Annotated in this window: 18 protein-coding genes and 2 pseudogenes; 11 read left to right on the top strand and 9 right to left on the bottom strand. The window is 69.6% G+C overall.

Features of this window, described 5'->3' with window-relative positions; genetic code table 11:
- The first annotated feature begins 99 nt into the window (after window positions 1-99).
- Both tsaE and C1I89_RS27235 read left to right on the top strand, forming a co-directional pair.
- Window positions 100-639 carry a tRNA (adenosine(37)-N6)-threonylcarbamoyltransferase complex ATPase subunit type 1 TsaE gene (gene tsaE, locus C1I89_RS27240; protein ID WP_102775504.1) on the top strand — a complete coding sequence of 180 codons (540 nt, stop codon included), beginning with the start codon at window positions 100-102 and terminating at the stop codon, window positions 637-639.
- Window positions 567-1,952: an N-acetylmuramoyl-L-alanine amidase gene (locus C1I89_RS27235; protein ID WP_146196949.1), complete on the top strand. Its 1,386-nt coding sequence runs from the start codon at window positions 567-569 to the stop codon at window positions 1,950-1,952. The genes tsaE and C1I89_RS27235 overlap by 73 nt, the downstream gene beginning before the upstream one ends.
- On the opposite strand, the gene C1I89_RS27230 is transcribed toward C1I89_RS27235, so the two are convergent.
- Window positions 1,949-2,587: a VTT domain-containing protein gene (locus C1I89_RS27230; protein WP_102775648.1), complete on the bottom strand. Its 639-nt coding sequence runs from the start codon at window positions 2,585-2,587 to the stop codon at window positions 1,949-1,951. The genes C1I89_RS27235 and C1I89_RS27230 overlap by 4 nt on opposite strands.
- Window positions 2,588-2,684: 97 nt before the next feature.
- Here C1I89_RS27230 and mutL point away from each other — a divergent pair, with 97 nt between their 5' ends.
- Complete coding sequence (mutL, locus tag C1I89_RS27225; RefSeq protein ID WP_102775503.1) at window positions 2,685-4,604, top strand: DNA mismatch repair endonuclease MutL; 1,920 nt, start codon at window positions 2,685-2,687, stop codon at window positions 4,602-4,604.
- A 2-nt stretch (window positions 4,605-4,606) separates the two neighbouring features.
- Window positions 4,607-5,569 carry a tRNA (adenosine(37)-N6)-dimethylallyltransferase MiaA gene (miaA, locus tag C1I89_RS27220; protein ID WP_181391067.1) on the top strand — a complete coding sequence of 321 codons (963 nt, stop codon included), beginning with the start codon at window positions 4,607-4,609 and terminating at the stop codon, window positions 5,567-5,569.
- Window positions 5,570-5,643: 74 nt separating this feature from the next.
- On the opposite strand, the gene purM is transcribed toward miaA, so the two are convergent.
- Window positions 5,644-6,693 (bottom strand): phosphoribosylformylglycinamidine cyclo-ligase, encoded by a 1,050-nt coding sequence (gene purM, locus C1I89_RS27215; protein WP_102775501.1) that lies wholly within the window; start codon window positions 6,691-6,693, stop codon window positions 5,644-5,646.
- A gap of 290 nt (window positions 6,694-6,983) precedes the next feature.
- Here purM and hda point away from each other — a divergent pair, with 290 nt between their 5' ends.
- From hda to C1I89_RS27195, 4 genes are read left to right on the top strand one after another with little or no spacing between them, the layout of a single operon-like run.
- Complete coding sequence (gene hda, locus C1I89_RS27210) at window positions 6,984-7,685, top strand: DnaA regulatory inactivator Hda (protein WP_102775500.1); 702 nt, start codon at window positions 6,984-6,986, stop codon at window positions 7,683-7,685.
- The gene (locus tag C1I89_RS27205) at window positions 7,682-8,380 is read left to right on the top strand and encodes an HAD family hydrolase (protein WP_102775499.1); all 699 of its coding nucleotides are present in this window, start codon (window positions 7,682-7,684) and stop codon (window positions 8,378-8,380) included. The genes hda and C1I89_RS27205 overlap by 4 nt, the downstream gene beginning before the upstream one ends.
- On the top strand, window positions 8,381-9,739 hold the full coding sequence (gene pcnB, locus C1I89_RS27200; protein WP_102775498.1) for a polynucleotide adenylyltransferase PcnB: 1,359 nt from the start codon (window positions 8,381-8,383) through the stop codon (window positions 9,737-9,739).
- Between the two features lies 1 nt (window position 9,740).
- On the top strand, window positions 9,741-10,226 hold the full coding sequence (locus C1I89_RS27195; RefSeq protein WP_102775497.1) for a 2-amino-4-hydroxy-6-hydroxymethyldihydropteridine diphosphokinase: 486 nt from the start codon (window positions 9,741-9,743) through the stop codon (window positions 10,224-10,226).
- 194 nt (window positions 10,227-10,420) lie between these two features.
- On the opposite strand, the gene C1I89_RS27190 is transcribed toward C1I89_RS27195, so the two are convergent.
- The 5 genes and pseudogenes from C1I89_RS27190 to C1I89_RS27170 form a co-directional block, all read right to left on the bottom strand.
- Window positions 10,421-11,317: a sugar kinase gene (locus C1I89_RS27190; protein WP_102775496.1), complete on the bottom strand. Its 897-nt coding sequence runs from the start codon at window positions 11,315-11,317 to the stop codon at window positions 10,421-10,423.
- Between the two features lie 24 nt (window positions 11,318-11,341).
- Window positions 11,342-12,172, bottom strand: coding sequence for an HpcH/HpaI aldolase/citrate lyase family protein (locus C1I89_RS27185; protein WP_102775495.1), 831 nt, complete (start codon window positions 12,170-12,172; stop codon window positions 11,342-11,344).
- Window positions 12,169-12,618 (bottom strand): annotated as a pseudogene (locus tag C1I89_RS27180) (CoA transferase); the annotation flags it as partial. The pseudogene C1I89_RS27180 and the gene C1I89_RS27185, both read right to left, overlap by 4 nt.
- A pseudogene (locus tag C1I89_RS27175) lies at window positions 12,543-13,601 on the bottom strand (CaiB/BaiF CoA transferase family protein); the annotation flags it as partial. The pseudogenes C1I89_RS27175 and C1I89_RS27180, both read right to left, overlap by 76 nt.
- Window positions 13,598-14,428: an FAS1-like dehydratase domain-containing protein gene (locus C1I89_RS27170; RefSeq protein WP_102775494.1), complete on the bottom strand. Its 831-nt coding sequence runs from the start codon at window positions 14,426-14,428 to the stop codon at window positions 13,598-13,600. The gene C1I89_RS27170 and the pseudogene C1I89_RS27175, both read right to left, overlap by 4 nt.
- A 131-nt stretch (window positions 14,429-14,559) precedes the next feature.
- On the opposite strand from C1I89_RS27170, the gene C1I89_RS27165 reads away from it, so the two are divergent.
- The gene (locus C1I89_RS27165; protein ID WP_102775493.1) at window positions 14,560-15,453 is read left to right on the top strand and encodes a LysR family transcriptional regulator; all 894 of its coding nucleotides are present in this window, start codon (window positions 14,560-14,562) and stop codon (window positions 15,451-15,453) included.
- A 19-nt stretch (window positions 15,454-15,472) separates the two neighbouring features.
- On the opposite strand, the gene C1I89_RS27160 is transcribed toward C1I89_RS27165, so the two are convergent.
- Both C1I89_RS27160 and C1I89_RS27155 read right to left on the bottom strand, forming a co-directional pair.
- Window positions 15,473-16,585, bottom strand: coding sequence for an acyl-CoA dehydrogenase family protein (locus tag C1I89_RS27160; protein ID WP_102775492.1), 1,113 nt, complete (start codon window positions 16,583-16,585; stop codon window positions 15,473-15,475).
- A 13-nt stretch (window positions 16,586-16,598) separates the two neighbouring features.
- Window positions 16,599-17,789, bottom strand: coding sequence for an acyl-CoA dehydrogenase family protein (locus C1I89_RS27155; RefSeq protein ID WP_102775491.1), 1,191 nt, complete (start codon window positions 17,787-17,789; stop codon window positions 16,599-16,601).
- A gap of 201 nt (window positions 17,790-17,990) precedes the next feature.
- Between C1I89_RS27155 and C1I89_RS27150 the strand changes: the two genes are divergently transcribed.
- Together C1I89_RS27150 and C1I89_RS27145 are read left to right on the top strand one after the other, a co-directional pair.
- Entirely contained in the window at window positions 17,991-18,407 is a 417-nt protein-coding gene (locus C1I89_RS27150; RefSeq protein WP_102775647.1) for a Zn-ribbon domain-containing OB-fold protein, read from the top strand.
- Window positions 18,404-19,576 (top strand): thiolase, encoded by a 1,173-nt coding sequence (locus C1I89_RS27145; protein WP_102775490.1) that lies wholly within the window; start codon window positions 18,404-18,406, stop codon window positions 19,574-19,576. Before C1I89_RS27150 ends, C1I89_RS27145 begins: the two co-directional genes overlap by 4 nt.

The following is a 19,576-nucleotide window of genomic DNA, read 5'->3' as shown; positions in this document are numbered from 1 at the left end:
TGAGAATGACAATCAATACTAGGTTAGCAGAAACCCGCATTCCTATAATTGCGCGTACCTTCGAGCTTTCTTCACTGTTTTTACCACTCGCCCCGCGCCATGTCCGCCCCTCTCTGCAGCCTGACCTTGCACCTGCCCTCCGAGGCCGCCACCGAGTCGCTGGCGCGCCAGCTCGCCCCCATGGTGTCCGGCCGCCAGGGCGGACCGGCGGGCGCCCATATCCACCTGCGCGGAGACCTCGGAGCCGGAAAAACGGCGTTCACACGGGCATTGTTGCGCGAATGCGGCATCACCGGCCGAATCAAAAGTCCGAGCTACGCCCTACTTGAATCCTATAAAGTTTCTAACTTATACTTCTATCACCTTGATTTTTATAGATTTAGTGATTCGCGCGAATGGTTGGACGCAGGATTCCGGGATTTGCTGCGTGACGACGCGGTCGTTTTGATCGAATGGCCTGAACGGGCGGAGGGTCTTTTACCCCCGCCCGACCTGCTGATTTCCCTGGCCTACGCCGGCGAGGGACGCGACGCCACCCTGACCGCGTACACCGCCCGAGGACAAACATGGTTGAACGCGATTGTCCCCCCGCCCCCAGCGGCGCCCTCCCCTCGGCAGGCGCCACCCGGCGCCGCCTGATCAGCGTCGCAGCCACCCTGCTCGTCCTGCCGGTCCTGCCGCGCCTGGCCCAGGCCGCGACCATCCTCGCCGTGCGGACCTGGCCGGCCGACGAATACACCCGGGTCACACTCGAACTCGACAGCGAGCTCAAGGCCGAACAATTCACACTGGAAAACCCCCACCGCCTGGTGGTGGACATCGAAGGGCTGACCATCAGCGCCGCGCTGAACGACCTGATCTCCAAGGTGCGGCCGGACGATCCCTACATCCAGAGCCTGCGCGTGGCGCAGAACCGCCCCAACGTGGTGCGCCTGGTGTTCGACCTGAAGCAGCCCGTGGCGCCACAGGTGTTCACCCTCAAGCCCGTGGCCGACTACCAGTACCGGCTGGTGCTGGACCTGTACCCGAAGATCGCCCAGGACCCGCTGATCGCCATCCTGAACAAGCAGAGCGGCCCCGACGTGGACGACCCGCTGGCGCGCATCCTCGAAGACATCCAGCGCAACCCGGTGACCCGCGCCGATCCGCCCGAACCGCCGCGCGTGCCGGGCCAGCAGCCCGCCGCGCCCCTGCCCTCCACGCCCAAGCCGCCGCCGGCCACCGCCAGCCGCGGCAAGCAGCGCATGCTGACCATCGCGCTGGACCCGGGCCACGGCGGCGAGGACCCCGGCGCCATCGGCCGCAGCGGCCTGCGCGAGAAAGACGTGGTGCTGCGCATCGCCCGGCGCCTGAAGGCGCTGATCGACAGCCAGCCCTACATGCGCGCCTACCTGACGCGCGACGACGATTATTTCGTGCCGCTGCACGTGCGCGTGCAGAAGGCGCGGCGCGTGCGCGCCGACCTGTTCATTTCGATCCACGCCGACGCCTGGGTCAAGCCCTCGGCCAACGGCTCCTCGGTGTTCGCGCTGTCGCAGCGCGGCGCCACCAGCGCCCAGGCGCGCTGGATGGCCGACAAGGAAAACGCGGCCGACCTGATCGGCGGCGTCAACCTGGGCGGCCACGACCGCCAGGTCGCCAAGGTGCTGCTGGACCTGTCCACCACCGCGCAGATCAACGATTCGCTCAAGGTCGGCAGCGCCTTCCTGGACGAAATCAAGAAGATCAACCGGCTGCACAAGAACAGCGTCGAACAGGCCGGCTTCGCGGTGCTGAAGGCGCCGGACATCCCCTCGGTGCTGGTCGAGACCGCCTTCATCAGCAATCCGCAGGAAGAAGCGCTGCTGCGCAGCGCCTCGCACCAGGACAAGCTGGCGCAGGCCATGATGACCGGCATCCAGCGGTATTTCACCGCCAACCCGCCGCTGGCGCGGCTGGGGGATGTGAGCTAGCTGCCCCGCCGGGCCTTGATCAGCTTGAACAGCCCGGCGCCCACCACCGGCACGATGGCCGCGGCCAGCCCGATCAGCACGATGGTGTTCAGGTGCTCGCGCACCAGCGGGATGTTGCCGAAGAAATAGCCTGCGGCCACCAGGCTCACCACCCACAGCAGTGCGCCCAGGATGTTGAACATCTGGAAGCGCGCCAGCGACATGTCGGCCACGCCGGCCACGAAGGGCGCGAAGGTGCGCACGACCGGGATGAAGCGCGACATCACGATGGTCTTGCCGCCGTGCTTTTCATAGAACGCGTGCGTGCGCATCAGCGCGCCGCGGTCCAGGAAACGCAGGTTCATCGAGAACACTCTCGGCCCGATATAGCGGCCGATCGTGTAGTTGACGGTATTGCCGATGATGGCCGCGGCGATCAGCAGGGCCGCCATCAGGAAGGGATCGATGTGGCCGGTGGCGCCGAACGCCCCGGCGATGAAGAGCAGCGAATCCCCGGGCAGGAAGGGCAGGACCACCAGCCCCGTCTCCGCGAAGACGATCAGGAACAGCACCAGGTACACCCACACGCCGTATTGCTCGACCCAGACGCCCAGCGTCTGGTCGATGTGGAGCACCATATTGAAAAATTCGAGCATCAAGCCAACCTTGAGGTGGGAACGTGTCAGCGACTATAGCCCAGGCATCCATGACGCTAAAATCGTCCGCATAGCCATGCCAGAAATATCCAGCCACATGACCGACCGCCGTTCCATTCTTGCGCTTCCCGACCTGCTGATCAGCCAGATCGCTGCCGGCGAGGTCATCGAGCGGCCCGCTTCCGTGCTCAAGGAAATCCTCGAGAACGCGATCGACGCTGGCGGGCGCGCGATCGAAGTGCGGCTCGAAGGCGGCGGCATCCGCCGCATCGCCGTCACGGACGACGGCGGCGGCATCCCGCCCGAGGAACTGCCGCTGGCGCTGGCGCGCCACGCCACCAGCAAGATCCGCTCGCTCGACGAGCTGGAGTCGGTGGCTTCCATGGGGTTTCGCGGCGAGGCCCTGGCCTCGATCGCGTCGGTGGCGCAGGTAAGCATCATTTCCCGCACCCGCGACGGCGAGCATGCCTGGCAGATCGACGCCGGCAGCATGCAGGTCAGCCCCGCCTCGGGCCCGCCCGGCACCACGGTGGACGTGCGCCAGCTGTTCGACGCCGTGCCGGCCCGCCGCAAGTTCCTGCGTTCCGAGGCCACGGAGTTCGGCCATTGCGTCGACGCGATGGAGCGCATCGCGCTGGCGCACCCGCAGATCGCGTTCCGCCTGTTCCACCACGACCGCGCGCAGCGCCAATGGCTGCCGGCCGAGCCGCCGCAGCGCATCCGCGACGTGCTGGGCGCCGAGTTCGCCGAACACGGCCTGCTGCTGTCGCACTCGGTGGGCAATGTCAGCCTGGCCGGCATGATCACCCGCCCCACCGCCGCGCGCGCCCGGGCCGACCGCCAGTACCTGTACGTCAACGGCCGCTACGTGCGCGACCGCACCGTCAGCCACGCGCTGCGCGCGGCCTACGCGGACGTGCTGCACGGCGACCGCCAGCCGGCCTACGTGCTGTTCCTGGACATCGATCCGGCCGCGGTCGACGTCAACGTCCACCCCGCCAAGCACGAGGTGCGCTTCCGCGACAGCGGCGCGGTGCATCGCTTCGTGTCCCATGCCGTCGGCCAGACGCTGGCGCAGACCGGCGGCTCGTCGGCGGTGACGCCAAACGAGCCGGACGACGCCGGCTTCGAGACGCAGGCCGTTGCGCCACCGGCTTCGACCCCGGCCCCCGCGCCCCGTCCCGCCGAGCCCGCCAGGCCGTCCCACGACGGCGGCGCCGCGGCATCCTACGGCCTGCGGCCCTCGCCCGCGCCGCAACGCCCGCACACCCAGGTCCCGTTCCGGCTGCACGCCGAGCCCGCCGGCATACCGGCGGCTGACTGGAAATCGCTCTACCGCCCGCTGGACGACGGCATGGCTCCCAAGGCCCAGACCCTGCGCGAGCCCGCTCCGGCAGCGGCGGCGCCGGCCGCGCCCCTGCCCGCCGACGAAGAGCATCCGCTGGGCATGGCGCTGGGGCAGCTGCACGGCATCTACATCCTGGCGCAGAACCGCCGCGGCATGGTGCTGGTGGACATGCACGCCGCCCACGAACGGGTGGTCTACGAACAGCTCAAGCAGGCCCTGGACGCGCGCAGCCTGCCGCGCCAGGACCTGCTGGTGCCGGTGGTGTTCCACGCCCAGGAAAAGGACGTGGCGCTGGTCGAGGAGTTCGAAGCGCAGCTCGATGAACTCGGCTTCGAACTGCGTCCGTCGGGCCCCACCTCGATCGCGGTGCGCAGCGTGCCGGCGCTGCTGGCGCGCGGCGACATCGAAACCCTGGCGCGCGCCGTGCTGCGCGACCTGGGCGCGGTGGGCGTGTCGCGCCTGCTGACCGAACAGCGCAACGAACTGCTGGCCACCATGGCCTGCCACGGCTCGGTGCGCGCCAACCGCAAGCTCACGCTCGAAGAAATGAACGCGCTGCTGCGCCAGATGGAAGCGACCGAACGCGCAGACCAGTGCAACCACGGCCGCCCCACCTGGGTGCAGTGGTCGGTGTCCGACCTGGACAAACTCTTCCTGCGCGGGCAATAGCCTTGTCTTCCGCTTCCCTATCCCATCCGGCGCCGCCGGTGATCTGCCTGGCCGGCCCCACCGCGGCCGGCAAGAGCGCGTCCACGCTGGCGCTGGCGCGGCGCTGGCCGCTGGAAATCGTCAACGTGGACTCGGCCACCATCTATCGCGGCATGGACATCGGCACGGCCAAGCCCTCGCCGGCCGAACAGGCCTTGGTGCCGCAGCACCTGCTGGACATCCGCGATCCGGCCCAGTCGTACTCGGCGGCCGAGTTCGTGGCCGACGCGCAGCGTCTGATCGACGAGATCCGCGCGCGCGGCCGCATTCCGCTTCTGGCCGGCGGCACCATGATGTACTACAAGGCCCTGCGCGACGGCCTGGACGACCTGCCCCAGGCCGATCCGGCGCTGCGCGCCGAACTCGAGGCGCGCGCGGCGCAGCAAGGCTGGCCGGCGCTGCATGCCGAACTGGCGCGGCTCGACCCGGCCACCGCGGCGCGGCTGGCGCCCAACGACAGCCAGCGCATCCAGCGCGCGCTCGAGGTCTGCATGCTTTCGGGCCAGCCCATGTCCGCCCTGCTGCTGCGCGGCCAGCGCCAGCCCGATGAGGGCGCCCACCGCTATCTCACCATCAGCCTGGAACCCTCGGACCGCGCCGCGCTGCATGCGCGCATCGCGCAGCGCTTCGACGCCATGCTGGAACAGGGCCTGCTCGACGAGGTGCGCGGCCTGCACGCCAGGGCCGACCTGCATCCGGGCCTGCCTTCCGTGCGCTGCGTGGGCTACCGGCAGATGTGGGCGCACCTGGACGGCGAGATCGACCTGGACGCCGCGCGCGAACAGGGCATCGCCGCCACGCGCCAGCTGGCCAAGCGCCAGATCACCTGGCTGCGCGCCCAACCCGGGCGCGTCATCGTGGACTGCCTGGCGGCCGACGCCGTGGCGCGGACCATAGACGCGGTGGCGGCCGTCCTGCCGCACTGACGATCGGCCGGGACGAAAAAAAACCGCAAGCCCCTCATCGGGCCTTGCGGTTTTCTTTCCGCGAAAGACGGCGGTCAGACGACGAAGGTCTGCGCCATGCCTTCCTGCTGCTCGACGATTTCGCCCAGCGTGCTGACGGTTTCGCCCTGCTCGCGCAGCGTGGCGGCGATGGCTTCGGCCTGGGCCGGGTCCACCACCAGCACCATGCCGATGCCGCAGTTGAACACGCGGTACATCTCGGTGTCTTCGACGCCGCCCTGCTGCTGCAGCCACTGGAACAGCTTGGGCATTTCCCAGTTGGCGCGGTGCAGCCTGGCCGACAGGCCGGGCTGCAGGATGCGCGGCACGTTGTCCAGCAGGCCGCCGCCGGTGATGTGGGCCAGGCCCTTGATGGCGGCGCCGTGCTTGGCCAGCGCGGCCAGCACCTGCTTGACGTAGATGCGGGTCGGGGCCATGACCACGTCGGCCAGCGGCTGGCCGTGGAAATCGTCGTCGGGCTTGGCGTTGGCGCGTTCCAGGATCTTGCGCAGCAGCGAGTAGCCGTTGGAGTGCGCGCCGCTGGACGCCAGGCCCAGGACCACGTCGCCGGCCTTGATGGTCTTGCCGGTGATGATGGCCGATTTTTCGACCGCGCCCACGGCAAAGCCGGCCAGGTCGTACTCGCCGTCGGGGTACATGCCCGGCATTTCGGCGGTCTCGCCGCCGATCAGCGCGCAGCCCGACAGTTCGCAGCCCTTGGCGATACCGCCCACCACCGCCGCCGCCGTGTCCACCGAGAGCTTGCCGCAGCCGAAGTAATCCAGGAAGAACAGCGGCTCGGCGCCCTGCACCAGGATGTCGTTGACGCTCATGGCGACCAGGTCGATGCCCACGGTGTCGTGGCGGTTCCAGTCGAAAGCCAGGCGCAGCTTGGTGCCCACGCCGTCGGTGCCCGAGACCAGCACCGGCTCCTTGAAGGTCTTGGGCACTTCGAACAAGCCGCCGAAGCCGCCGATACCGGCCAGCACTCCGGCACGCATGGTGCGGGCCGCAAGCGGTTTGATACGGTCGACCAGGGCGTCGCCTGCGTCGATATCGACACCGGCGTCGCGGTAGGTCAGAGGGGCGGTAGGTTGATTCGTCATGTGAAATGCCGTGGGGTATGTAACAATTGCTGGGATTTGGGTGGAACGCCCTGCATTTTACGATGTTGCGGGCCCGGGCAGGGATAAGCCGCCCGGGGCGCCGGGAACGCGCGCCGGCAGGCCCTTTCCGGCCGGCGCGACACCGCTGCCCCAGGTGGTTTAAAGTGTAGGGTTCGCCGGACCCGTTTTTTGGCTTTTCGGCCCCGGTGACGCGCTACCCGGCCAGTCGCTCGCGGAAATCCCGCCATGTGGACCGCCCGCTTTCGCAAAAGCCTGATTGATAAGCTCTCATGAACCGCCAGCTGCTGCTCGACGTTCTTCCCGCGCCAGCGCCATCGCTGAACAACTATATTGCCGGCCCCAACGGCGAAGCGCTCGCCGCCGTGCGCGCGCTCGCGCCCGGCCGCGCCCTGTACATCTGGGGCGCCGCGGGCTGCGGCCGCAGCCACCTGCTGCGCGCCCTGACCGCGCGCCGCGACGCCGTCTACATCGACGCCCCCACCGGCGAAAACATGCTGCGCCGCCTGGCCGAGGCCGATTCCAAGTCGCCCATGCCCAAGTTCGTGGCCGTCGACGACGTGCACCGCATGGACGACAGCCGCCAGGCGGCGCTGTTCGCGCTGTACAACCGCTGGCGCGAATCCGCGGCCACCGGCCGCGCCTTCGCGCTGGCGCTGGCTGGCGACCGCGCTCCGCTGTCCATGCCGTTGCGCGAGGATCTGCGCACGCGCCTGGGCTGGGACCTGGTCTTCCGCCTCGATCCGCTTTCCGACGCCGACAAGCTGGCGGCCCTGTCGGCCAAGGCCGCCGAGCGCGGCATGCAGCTGGCGCCGGAAATCATCAACTGGATGCTCACGCACCACGAACGCGACATCCGCAAGCTGACGGCGCTGCTCGACGCGCTGGACCGCTATTCCCTGGCCACCGGCCGTCCCATCACCCTGCCCCTGCTGCGCGCCATGCTCGCAGACCCTGATTCGCAACCCAAATGACCTCCCGACGTCTCGCCCTGTTCGACCTGGATCACACCCTGTTGCCGCTCGACAGCGACTATCAATGGGCCGACTATCTGGCACGCACGGGCCGCGCGGGCGATCCCGACGCCGCCCGCCGCCGCAACGACGACCTGATGGACCGCTACAACCGCGGCGAACTCACCGCCGAACAGGCCGCCGAGTTCATGCTCGGGTTGCTGGCCGCGCACGCGCCCTACGACCTGGCCGCCTGGCACGAGTCCTTCATGAACGAGGTGATCCGCCCGTCCATGACGCCGGCGGCGCGCGAGCTGGTGCAGTCGCACCTGGAAGCCGGCGACCTGTGCGCGGTCGTCACCGCCACCAACAGCTTCGTCACCGCGCCCATCGCGCGCGCCTTCGGCGTGCCCCACCTGGTGGCCACCGACGCGGAATACCTGCACGGGCGCTACACCGGCCGCATCCTCGGCATCCCCAGTTTCAAGGAAGGCAAGGTCCTGCGCGTCAACCACTGGCTGGCCGGCATGGACCTGGGACTTGCGGATTTCTCCGAATCGTTCTTCTATAGCGATTCGGTAAACGATGTTCCGCTGCTCGAGAAAGTCACCCGTCCGATCGCCGCCAACCCCAGCCCCACCCTGCGCAAGATCGCGCAGGAACGCGGCTGGCAAGTGATCGACTTGTTCGACCACATGGAAGATGCGAAGTCCTAAATGATCACAGAAACCATAAAAAAATTCGTCGGCCGACTGTTCGCGCCGGCTCCCCGGGGACCCCAGCGCATCGCACGCGACAAGCACGGCATCGACCGCCGCAACGTGTCGCGCCACGCCATCAAGGTCTGCGAGGTCCTGCGCCAGCACGGCTATGAGGCCTATATCGTCGGCGGCGCCGTGCGCGACCTGATCGTGGGCCTGGAACCCAAGGACTTCGACGTCGCCACCAACGCCACGCCCGAGCAGATCCGGCCGCTGTTTCGCCGCGCCCGCATCATCGGCCGCCGCTTCCAGCTGGTGCACGTGGTGTTCGGCCAGGAGATCATCGAGACCTCCACCTTCCGCGCGCCCGCCTCGGAAGACCAGGAGACCGACGAGCACGGCCGCATCCTGCGCGACAACGTGTTCGGCACCCAGGAAGAAGACGCCAAGCGCCGCGACTTCACCATGAACGCGCTGTACTACGACCCGCATACCGAGGAAGTCATCGACTACCACAACGGCGTGGCCGACCTGAAGAAGCGCCAGATCCGCATCATCGGCGATCCGGCCCGGCGCTACCGCGAAGACCCGGTGCGCATGCTGCGCGCGGTGCGCTTCGCCGCCAAGCTCAACGGCTCCATCGACCCGGCCACGCGCGAACCCATCGGCACGATGGCCGACCTGATCGAGAACGTGCCGGCCTCGCGCCTGTTCGACGAAATGCTCAAGCTGCTGACCTGCGGCCATGCCATGGACTGCCTGCGCCAGCTGCGCGCCGACGGCCTGCACAAAGGCCTGCTGCCGCTGCTGGACGTGGTGCTGGAGCAGCCCGGCGGCGAGCATTTCGTGGAACTGGCGTTGGAACGCACCGACGCGCGCGTGCGCGCGGGCAAGACCATCAGCCCCAGCTTCCTGTTCGCCGCGCTGCTGTGGCAGCAGGTGGACGTGCGCTGGAAGCAGCTGCGCGCCCAGGGCGAGCACACCATACCGGCGCTGTCGCAGGCGGCCGACTCGGTGCTCGACGAACAGACCGAGAAGCTCGCGATCCAACGCCGCTTTTCCTCGGACATGCGCGAGATCTGGTTCATGCAGCCGCGTTTCGAGCGCCGCATGGGCAAGAGCATTTTCCGCATGATCGAGCAGCCGCGCTTCCGCGCGGCCTGCGACTTCCTGCAGCTGCGCGCCGCCGCCGGCGAGTTCGACAGCGTGCTGGCGCAATGGTGGATGGACCTGGCCAACGCCGACGACGTGGCCCGCGCCGAAATGATCGAAGAAGTCGCGCGCCAGCCGCGCGACGCCGGCGACGCCCCGGCCCCGCGCAAGCGCCGCCGCCCGCGCCGTTCCGGCCCGCGCAGCGCGCCCAGCGCCGGCTGACATGGCGACCGCCCCCGCGCGCGCCTACGTCGGCCTGGGCGCCAACCTGGGCGACGGCGCGGCCACGCTGCGCCAGGTGCTGGCCGAGCTGCGCGACACCGAAGGCGTGCTGGCGGTGACGGCTTCGCCGTTCTACCGCAGCGCGCCGGTGGAAGCGACCGGCCCGGACTTCGTCAACGCGGTCGCGGCGCTGGACACGCGCCTGGCCCCGCTGGCGCTGCTGGATGCGCTGCAGGCGCTGGAAAACCGCCACGGCCGCCAGCGCCCCTACAAGAACGCGCCGCGCACGCTGGACCTGGACCTGCTGCTGTACGGCGACACCGCCATGGCGCACGAGCGCCTGTCCCTGCCCCATCCCCGCATGCACCAGCGCGCCTTCGTGCTGCTGCCGCTGCGCGACCTGGCCCCCGACCTGACGCTGCAAGGCAGGCGCCTGGACGACTGGCTCGGCGAAATCCACGGCCAGGCGATAGCGCGGGTTGCGTAGGATGGGTGCAGCGCGAGAATCCTTAAGCAAGAACGCATATCTCAACCGCGCGTAACCCATCAGGCGGCGCAAGCCGCCGATTTTCGTGGCAAGAGGCCAGTTCTTTTCACCAGGAGAATGCCGGCCTGCGCCGGCCGATGGGTTACGCGCGCTCGAGACTTGAGTTCTTATTCAGACAATCGCGCGCTACACCCTCACGCCTTCGGCGCAAAACGCATCATCGCCCGCTCCACGTCCTCGACCCGCGGCAGGCCCGCCTCGTTGCCCAGGTGCTGGATCTTGTGGGCGGACGCGGCGCGCGCGAAGGTGAAGTGTTCCGCCCAGGGCTGTTCGGGCCGGTTCAGATAGGACCAGACATAGGCGCCGTGGAACACGTCGCCCGCTCCCGAGGTGTCGACGATTCGCGCGGCGGGCACGTCCAGCGACGGTAGCGTGGCCACCGTGCCGCTCTCGTCGTACCAGAGCATGCCGCGTTCGCCCATCGTCACGGCGCCGATGCGGCAGCCGCGCGCCTTGAGCAGGTCCAGCATTTCCTGCGGCGACAGGCCGAGCTGTTCGCACATGCGCTCGGCGCAGACCGCCACGTCGATGTAGCGCAGCAGTTCATCGGTGTTCTCGCGCACGCCGCCGCCGTCCAGCGAGGTCAGCACGCCCGCCTCGCGGCAGGCGCGCGCGTAGTGCAGCGCGGCATCGGGCTGGTGGCCGTCCAGATGCAGGGCGCGGTAGCCGCCGATGTCCAGGCGCGGAAAATCGTTCAGGTATTCCGTGTCGCGGGCGCGCACGATGGCCCGCTTGCCGCCGTTGGGCATGATGAACGACAGCGACGAGCGCCGCACCTGGCGCGCGTGCACCGACACGCCATGCGCCGCCGCCATGTCGCTGTACATGTGGCCCAGCCAGTCGGGCGCCAGCGTGCAGATCAGGTCGGGCGGCATGCCCAGGCGCGCGCAGGCGAACGCGGCCGTGACGGCGTTGCCGCCGAAGGACACGGCGTAGTCGCGCGCCACGCTCTTCTCGTCGCCGCTGGGCCAATGGTCGGCCAGCACGGTGACGTCGATGTAGGTATGTCCGATGAAGAGCGCTTCTCGCATGGGGCCGCCGGAAAGAGCTGCCGGCTAGGCGCCGGATTCCCCCGCCTGCGCCAGCACCACGCGGGCGCGCGCGACGACCGGGGCGTCGACCATCCTGCCGTCCAGCATGAAGGTGCCGGCCGCGGTATCGCGGTGCGCGGCGACGACGCGGCGCGCCCAGTCCAGCTCATCGGGCGCCGGCACGAAGGCCGCATGAATGATGCCGACCTGCGTCGGATGAATGCACAGCATGCCGCCGAACCCCATCTGCTGTGCGCGGCCGGCGGCCTGGGCCTGCCCGGCCTGGTCCTGCACGCCGGGGAACACGCCGTCCAGCGCCGGCGCCAGGCCGGCGGCGCGGGTGTGCAGCAGCACCTGCACGCGCGCCTGGTCCAGCACCGCCGCGGCGCCCGGCGTGTCGGGCGCCAGCCCCAGGTCCAGCCCGTAGTCCAGGCTGCCGAAGGCCAGCCGCGCCACGCCGGGCGTGGCCGCGACCTCGGCGGCGTTGAGTATGCCCTGGGCGGTTTCCAGCAGCGGGATCACCGGCAGCCCGGTCTGGGCCACGTGGCGCACCTGCGCCAGGCTTTCGGCCTTGGGCAGCAGGATGCCGGCCACGCCGGCCTTGCCCCGGCAGGCCTTGAGATCGTCGTCGTGCCAGGGCGTGGAGGCGTCGTTGATCCGCACCCACAGCCGCACGCCCGGATGCGTGCCCAGGAAATCGCACAGCGCTTCGCGGGCCGCGTCCTTGGCCAGGTGCTCGACCGCGTCTTCCAGGTCGACGATGACGGTATCGGCGCCTGCGGCCAGCGCCTTGGGAATGCGCTCGGCCCGCGAGGCGGGCACGAACAGCGCGCTACGGACGACAGGATGGGTCACACGACCTCCGAGGCATGGAATTGCGCCACTTGTTCGGGCGCGTATCCCAAGGATGCTAGCACCGCATCCGTGTTTTGGCCTACCGCCGGCACGGCGTCCATGCGCGGCGCGAACGCGCTGCTGCTGGCCGGCGGCAGCAGCGCCGGCAGCTCGCCGGCCGGGCTGTCGACACGGCTCCAGCGCGCGCGCGCCTGCAACTGCGGATGGGCCCAGACGCCGGCCATGTCGTTGACGCGGGCGTTGGCGATCTGCGCGTCCTCCAGCCGCTGGGTCACCTGCTCGATGGACAGGTCGGCGAAGGCCGCCACGATCAGCGCGCGCAGGTCCGCGCGGTTCGCGGTGCGCAGCGAATTCGAGGTAAAGCGCGGGTCTTCCGCCAGTTCGGCCTGGCGCAGCACCTGGGCGCAGAACACGCGCCATTCGCGGTCGTTCTGCACGCCCAGCATNCCCAGACGCCGGCCATGTCGTTGACGCGGGCGTTGGCGATCTGCGCGTCCTCCAGCCGCTGGGTCACCTGCTCGATGGACAGGTCGGCGAAGGCCGCCACGATCAGCGCGCGCAGGTCCGCGCGGTTCGCGGTGCGCAGCGAATTCGAGGTAAAGCGCGGGTCTTCCGCCAGTTCGGCCTGGCGCAGCACCTGGGCGCAGAACACGCGCCATTCGCGGTCGTTCTGCACGCCCAGCATGATGGTGGCGCCGCCGCCCACCGGGAACGGCCCGTAGGGATAGATCGAGGCGTGCGAGGCGCCGGCGCGCACCGGCGGCGAGCCGCCCTCGAACGCGTAGTACATCGGGAAACCCATCCACTCGACCATGCTCTCCAGCATGGACACGTCCAGGCGGCTGCCCAGGCCGGTCTTCTGGCGCAGCAGCAGCGCATTCAGGATGGCCGAATAGGCATACATGCCGGCGGCGATGTCGGCGATGGAGCTGCCCGCCTTGACCGGATCTTCCTGGGTGCCGGTCACCGACAGGAAACCGCTTTCGCTCTGGATCAGCAGGTCGTAGGCCTTCTTGTCCTGGTAGGGGCCGCCTTCGCCGTAGCCGGAGATGTCGCAGACGATCAGGCGCGGATACTTCCGGTGCAGGGTTTCGAACGACAGCCCCAGGCGCGCGGCCGCGCCGGGCGCGAGGTTCTGCACCAGCACGTCGGCCGAGGCCAGCAGGCGCTCCATGATGCCGCCGGCTTCCTCGCGCTTGAGATCCAGCGTCAGGCTTTCCTTGGAGCGGTTGGTCCAGACGAAGTGCGAGGACAGGCCGCGCACGCGTTCGTCGTAGCCGCGCGCGAAGTCGCCGCTGCCGGGGCGCTCGATCTTGATGACGCGCGCGCCCATGTCCGCCAGCTGGCGGGTGCAGAAAGGCGCGGCGATGGCGTGTTCCAGGCTGACGACGGTGATGCCGTCCAGCGGACGGGGAGCCTGATTGCTCATTCGGAAAACCTCAGTTCGGCTTGGTGGGCCAGGGTGCCGTCCTGCTCGGCCCAGAGCTGGGCCACGCCCGGCTCGGTCAAGCGGCCGGCCGCCTGGAAGGGCCTGGGCGCGATCAGCGGGCGCAGGCCGCGGTACGAAAGATGGGTCAAGCGCGCCTTGGGATGGGCGCGCACGAAGGCCGCGACCATTTCCGTGGCGATGAGCGGGCCGTGCACGACCAGGCCCGGATAGCCTTCCGTGCCGGTCACGTAGGGATGGTCGTAATGGATGCGGTGGCCGTTGAAGGTCACCGCCGAATAGCGGAACAGCAGCACCGAGGACGGCTCAACCGTGTCGCGCCATTGCGCCTCGGGCGCCGGCTCGCTGCCCGCCAGCTTGGGCGGCGTGGGCTGGCGATAGACGATGTCCTGCTCTTCGTGGATGGCGATCTCGCCGGCCTGGTGGTAGTCGTGGCTCACCGTCACGAACAGCAGCGCGCCGGTGCGGCCGGTCTTTTCCTTGACGTCGATGACGCGCGACACCCGCTCGGCCGGCACGCCGACCTTCAGCGGCTGGCAGAATTCCACGCGCCCGCCGGCCCACATGCGGTTGCGGTCGTGGGCCGGTGGCAGAAAGCCGCCGCGCGCCGGATGTCCATCCGTCCCCAATCCGTCCATGCCTACCGTGCTGATGAAGAACGCCCATTGCCACAGCGGCGGCAAGGCCTCGCCCTGGCCCGGCGCGGGCGCGCCCAGGGTGGCCGCGATGCGCGCGGCGTGGCCGGGGTCCATGGCGTCCGCCATGCGTTCGCCGCTGCCGATCCAGGCGGTCGGATCATTAGTCGTCATTCCCATGTCCTCTGGTGGGTTTTTTCACAGCCTGAAGCATGCCCGCAAGCCGTTCCCGTTGTGAATTCGTTTTTCCTCAAGGCGGGGTTTGCGGCGCCTGAATCGGCCCCGCCCGCCGTAATATATGGCCCATGCACTTCGACCTCGCCGACCTCCGCCTGTTCATCCACATCGCCGAATCCCCCAGCCTGACTCAGGCCGCCAAGCGGGCGCACCTGTCCCTGGCGGCGGTCAGCGTGCGGATCAAGGCGCTTGAAAACCAGCTGAACACGCGGCTGCTATACCGCGACAGCCGCGGCGTGGAGATCACGCCCGCCGGCCAGAAGCTGCTGCAGCACGCCCGGGTCATCATGCGCCAGGTCGACCACCTGAAGCACGACTTCCAGGAACAGGCCGACGGCGACGCGGGCCACATCCGCATCTTCGCCAACACCACGGCGGTCACCGAGTTCATGCCGGACATCCTGGCGCAATTCCTGTCGGTCCATCCCGGGGTCACGGTGGACCTGCAGGAACGGCTGACGCGCGACATCGTGCGCGGCGTGCTCGACGGCACCACCGACCTGGGCATCGTGGCCGGGCCGGTCGACGCGCCCGAGCTGCAGACCATCCACTTCAGCACCGACCGGCTGGTGGTGGTGGTGCCCAACGGCCATCCCCTGCAGGATCAGGAAAGAATCAAGCTGGTCGACGCCGTGCGCTACCCGTTCGTGACCATGCACGAAGGCTCCACGCTGGTGGCGTTCCTGCGCGACCAGCTCGAACGGGTCGGGCAGCGCCTGCCGCAGCGCATCCAGCTCTACAGCTTCGATTCGATCTGCCGGATGGTGCAGGCGGGCGTGGGCATCGGCGTCATCCCCGATTCCGCCGCGCGCCGTTACGGCGCGGACATGAAGCTGCGCGTGCTGGAGCTGGACGAGCCCTGGGTCGTGCGCGAGCGCAAGCTGCTGGTGCGCGACATCGACGCCCTGCCCGGCTGCGCGCGCGAACTGATCGAGCAGATCCAGGCGCCGCGCGCGGCCTGAAGGCCGCGCCGGCGGCGCATCAGGCCAGCGCCTCCAGCACGGCCAGCTGTTCGGCGGTGTCGCCCAGCAGCTGGTCCACCATCGTCAGGCGCTTGAAGTAGTCGCCCACCTCCAGCTCGTCCGTCATGCCCATGCCGCCGTGCAGCTGCACCGCCATCTGCGCCACCTGGCGGCCGGCGCGCGCGGCCTCCAGCTTGGCCGAGGCGATCATGCGCCGGCGCTGCGCGGCGTCGGGCTCGGTCAGGGCCGCCACCGCCACGTAGGCCATGGACAGGGCCAGTTCCTTGGCCACCAGCATCTCGGCCAGGCGGTGCTGCAGGGCCTGGAACGAGGCCAGCGGCTGGCCGAACTGCTTGCGGGTCTTCAGGTAATCGACCGTGATCTCCAGCAGCCGCTCCATGGCGCCCGCCGCATGGGCGCACAAGGCCGCCGTGCCCCATTGCAGCGCCAGCGCCAGGGCCTGCTGCGCCGCCTCGCCGCGCGCCAGCAGGGCCTCGGACGGCACCCGCACGCCATCCATATCCAGCCGGGCGCAGCGCGCGCCGTCCAGCGTGGGCGTGTCCGTGACGCGCACCCCGCCGGCATCGGCCGGCACCGCCAGCAGCAGCGGCGTTCCGTCGGCGGCGCGCGCGCTCACCAGCCAGGCCGAGGCGGCCGCGCCGTGCCAGACCAGGTGCTTGGCGCCGTCCAGCCGCCAGCCGTCGGCGGCCTCGACAGCGCGGCAGTCCTGCGGATCGGTGTCGTAGCGGCGGCCCGGCTCCTGGTAGGCCACGCTGACGATGGCCTCGCCCGCCGCGATCGGCGGCAGCCAGCGCGCCTGCGCCGCCTCGCCGCAGGCCCCGATCAGCGCCGCGCCCATGACGGCGCTGGGGATGACGGGTTCGGACACCAGCCCGCGCCCCAGCTCCAGGTGCACCGGCAGCAGGCTGGCCGGCACTTCGCCGAAGCCGCCGAAATCCTGGGAAATGTTCAGGCCCAGCACGCCCAGCTCGGCCAGCGCGCCCCAGGCCTGCGGATCCAGCGCGCCGGCGGCCTGCCGGGCGCGGCGCTGGGGAAAGGTCCATGCCTGGTCCACCAGGCGGCGCAGGCTGTCGGCCAGCATGCGCTGTTCTTCGGTATAGATGAAGTCCATGCGTCGCGTTCCTCTAGAGGCCCAGCACCTGGCGGGCGATGATGCCTTTCTGCACCTCGGTGGTGCCGCCGTAGATGGAAGTCTTGCGCATGTCGGCATAGCCCGCGCCCGCCGCCGCGGCCATCTCGGGACCGGGGCCGTGATATTCCGATTCGGCGATCATCCAGTCCGGGTCGTAGGGCCAGGCGTCCGGCCCCGCCACTTCCATCTGCAGCATGGCCAGGTCCTGCTGGATTTCGGAGCCGCGTATCTTCAGCACCGAGGCCTCCGGGCCGGGCGAGCCGTCGTTGCTGGAGGCGACCCGCAACAGCAGCATCTCCAGCGCCATGATGTCCACCTCGATGCGCGAGATGCGGTCGCGCATGCGGCTGTCCGACAGCAGCGGACGTCCATGGGAGCGGGCGTTTTCCGCCATGCGCTTGAGCACGCCCAGTTCCCGGTGGCAGTGGCCCAGCCCGGCGATGCCGGTGCGCTCATGGCCCAGCAGGTATTTGGCGTAGGTCCAGCCCTGGTTCTCCTCGCCCACCAGGTTGGCCGCGGGCACGCGCACGTTCTCCAGCCACACTTCGTTGACGTCGTGGCCGCCGTCCAGCGTGCGGATCGGGCGCACGGTGACGCCAGGGGCGCGCATGTCCAGCAGCAGCATGGAAATGCCGCGCTGCGCGCGCGCCTCGGGATCGGTGCGCACCAGGCAGAACATCCAGTCCGCATACTGCGCCAGCGTGGTCCAGGTCTTCTGGCCGTTGACCACGTAATCGTCGCCGTCGCGCACGGCGCGCGTCTTCAGCGAGGCCAGGTCGGAGCCCGAACCCGGCTCCGAATAGCCCTGGCACCACCAGTCCTCGACCCGTGGGATGCGCGGCAGGAAGCGGGCCTGCAGCGCGGGACTGCCGTACTTCATCAGCACCGGACCGATCATCGACAGCCCGAACGGCAGCAGGCGCGGCGCCCCCGCCTTGAAGCACTCCACCTCGAAAATCAGGCGCTGCAAGGCGTTCCAGCCGGTGCCGCCGTGCTCGACGGGCCAGCTCGGCGCGCCCCAGCCCTGGTCGGCCAGGATGTTGTGCCAGCGCACGTAATCGTCGCGTTCCAGCCGTTGGTGCCGCAGCACCTTGTCGCGGATGTCCGCCGGCAGCTTGGCCTCGGCGAAGGCGCGCACCTCCTCGCGGAATCGACGCTCTTGCGGCGTCCAGGTCAGGTTCATGGTCTACCTCCTTTGCCGCTATCTAGCCACGGCCCGGCCACGGCGGCAATCTGCCTGTGCCGAAGCCCGGCTTCGGGCGGGACGTAGGGCGGCGGACTCTACGGGCCGGCAAAAGCCCAGCTTCAGCAATGAAGAATGGCCCTGCGCCGCGCCTGTGCCGACACTATGGGCCTGTCCACACCAGAAGAGTCCCATCGCATCATGACCGTTGCCGATATCCCGGAAACCGCGCCCCAGGGCGCCGAGGCGCAATACCGCCAGGCGCTGGACCAGGGCCGCTTCCTCATCCAGCGCTGCGCCGGCTGCGAGCGCGCCGTGTTCTATCCCCGCATGATCTGCCCGCATTGCGGCGCGGGCGCGCTGGACTGGGTCGCGCCCGACGGGCGCGGCACCGTCTACGCCACCACCGTGGTGCGGCGCAAGCCCGAAGCCGGCGGCGACTACAACGTGGCCCTGGTGGACCTGCAGGAAGGCGTCCGGATGATGAGCCGGGTGGAGGGCGTGGCGCCCGAGGCCGTGCGGATCGGCATGGCGGTGCGCGCCCAGGTGGCGCAGCAGGACGGGCGCGGCCTGGTGGTGTTCGTGCCCGCATCCACTGCCAATCGGGAGGCGCAATGACACTCGACGATCTGCGCGGCGCCGTGGCGGTGGCCGGCGTGGGCCACGCCGGCCTGGGACAGGCGAACGGCTTCACCGAAATGGAAATCCTGGTGCAGGCCGCGCAGCGCGCGGTGGCCGACGCCGGGCTCTCGATGCGCGACATCGACGGCATCTGCACCGCCAGCGTGGCCGCGCCGATGTGGGCCATGCCCGTCATCGAGCACCTGGGCATCCGGCCCAGCTTCATCGACAGCACCATGCTGGGCGGCTCCAGCTTCGTCGCGCACCTGCTGCCGGCGCTGCACGCGCTGGCCTCGGGCCAGTGCAACGCGGTGCTGGTCTGCTACGGCAGCACCCAGCGCACGTCCACGCTGAGCCGCGCCGAGATCGGCCGGGTCCGCAAGCAGTTCGACCCGCAGCCCTACGAGACGCCCTACGACCCGCTCAGCCCGCTGTCTTCCTATGCGCTGGCCGCCTCGCGCCACATGCACCAGTACGGCACGCGCCGCGAGCACCTGGCGCAGGTGGCGCTGGCGGCCAACCAATGGGCGCAGCTGAATCCGGAGGCGCAGCTGCGCGAGCCGGCCACGCTGGAGCAGATCCTGGCCGCGCGCATGGTGTCCGATCCCTTGAGCGTGCGCGACTGCTGCCTGGTGACCGACGGCGCCGGCGCCTACGTGCTGGTGCGCGCCGACCGCGCGCGCGACCTGCCGCGCCCGCCGGTCTACGTGCTGGGCAACGCCACGGCGGTCTGGAACCGCCAGATCTCGTCCATGGAGGACCTGACGGTCACGGCCGCCGCCGAATCGGGCCGGCGCGCCTTCGAGATGGCGCGGCTTGCGCCGGCCGACATCGACGTGGTCGAGCTCTACGACGCCTTCACCATCAACACCCTGCTGTTCCTGGAAGACCTGGGCTTCTGCGCCAAGGGGGAAAGCAAGGACTTCATCGCCGACGGCGCCATCGCCCCGGGCGGGCGGCTGCCGGTGAACACCAACGGCGGCGGGCTGTGCTGCGTGCATCCCGGCATGTACGGCGTGTTCATCATGATCGAGGCGGTGCGGCAGCTGCGCGGCGAATGCGGCGCGCGCCAGGTCGGCGGCGCGCAGCTGGCGCTGGTGCATGGCAACGGCGGCACGCTGTCGAGCCAGTCCACCGCCATTCTGGGCACCCAGGCCACGCTTTGA

The organism is Achromobacter pulmonis (assembly GCF_002885955.2).
GTDB classification, from domain to species: Bacteria; Pseudomonadota; Gammaproteobacteria; order Burkholderiales; family Burkholderiaceae_B; genus Achromobacter; species Achromobacter pulmonis_A.
The sequence above is the reverse complement of the archived record's forward strand: the minus strand, read 5'-3'. Positions and strand labels throughout refer to the sequence as shown.

Bases quoted from the DNA above. Each gene is read 5' to 3' on its own strand.
- C1I89_RS27190 (WP_102775496.1), bottom strand. From the start codon at position 11,317: ATGCGAGAAGCGCTCTTCATCGGACATACCTACATCGACGTCACCGTG.
- C1I89_RS27205 (WP_102775499.1), top strand. From the start codon at position 7,682: ATGACCTCCCGACGTCTCGCCCTGTTCGACCTGGATCACACCCTGTTG.
- C1I89_RS27165 (WP_102775493.1), top strand. From the start codon at position 14,560: ATGCACTTCGACCTCGCCGACCTCCGCCTGTTCATCCACATCGCCGAA.
- mutL (WP_102775503.1), top strand. From the start codon at position 2,685: ATGACCGACCGCCGTTCCATTCTTGCGCTTCCCGACCTGCTGATCAGC.
- hda (WP_102775500.1), top strand. From the start codon at position 6,984: ATGAACCGCCAGCTGCTGCTCGACGTTCTTCCCGCGCCAGCGCCATCG.
- tsaE (WP_102775504.1), top strand. From the start codon at position 100: ATGTCCGCCCCTCTCTGCAGCCTGACCTTGCACCTGCCCTCCGAGGCC.
- purM (WP_102775501.1), bottom strand. From the start codon at position 6,693: ATGACGAATCAACCTACCGCCCCTCTGACCTACCGCGACGCCGGTGTC.
- C1I89_RS27145 (WP_102775490.1), top strand. From the start codon at position 18,404: ATGACACTCGACGATCTGCGCGGCGCCGTGGCGGTGGCCGGCGTGGGC.
- C1I89_RS27160 (WP_102775492.1), bottom strand. From the start codon at position 16,585: ATGGACTTCATCTATACCGAAGAACAGCGCATGCTGGCCGACAGCCTG.
- pcnB (WP_102775498.1), top strand. From the start codon at position 8,381: ATGATCACAGAAACCATAAAAAAATTCGTCGGCCGACTGTTCGCGCCG.
- C1I89_RS27170 (WP_102775494.1), bottom strand. From the start codon at position 14,428: ATGACGACTAATGATCCGACCGCCTGGATCGGCAGCGGCGAACGCATG.
- C1I89_RS27235 (WP_146196949.1), top strand. From the start codon at position 567: ATGGTTGAACGCGATTGTCCCCCCGCCCCCAGCGGCGCCCTCCCCTCG.
- C1I89_RS27195 (WP_102775497.1), top strand. From the start codon at position 9,741: ATGGCGACCGCCCCCGCGCGCGCCTACGTCGGCCTGGGCGCCAACCTG.
- C1I89_RS27155 (WP_102775491.1), bottom strand. From the start codon at position 17,789: ATGAACCTGACCTGGACGCCGCAAGAGCGTCGATTCCGCGAGGAGGTG.
- C1I89_RS27230 (WP_102775648.1), bottom strand. From the start codon at position 2,587: ATGCTCGAATTTTTCAATATGGTGCTCCACATCGACCAGACGCTGGGC.
- C1I89_RS27150 (WP_102775647.1), top strand. From the start codon at position 17,991: ATGACCGTTGCCGATATCCCGGAAACCGCGCCCCAGGGCGCCGAGGCG.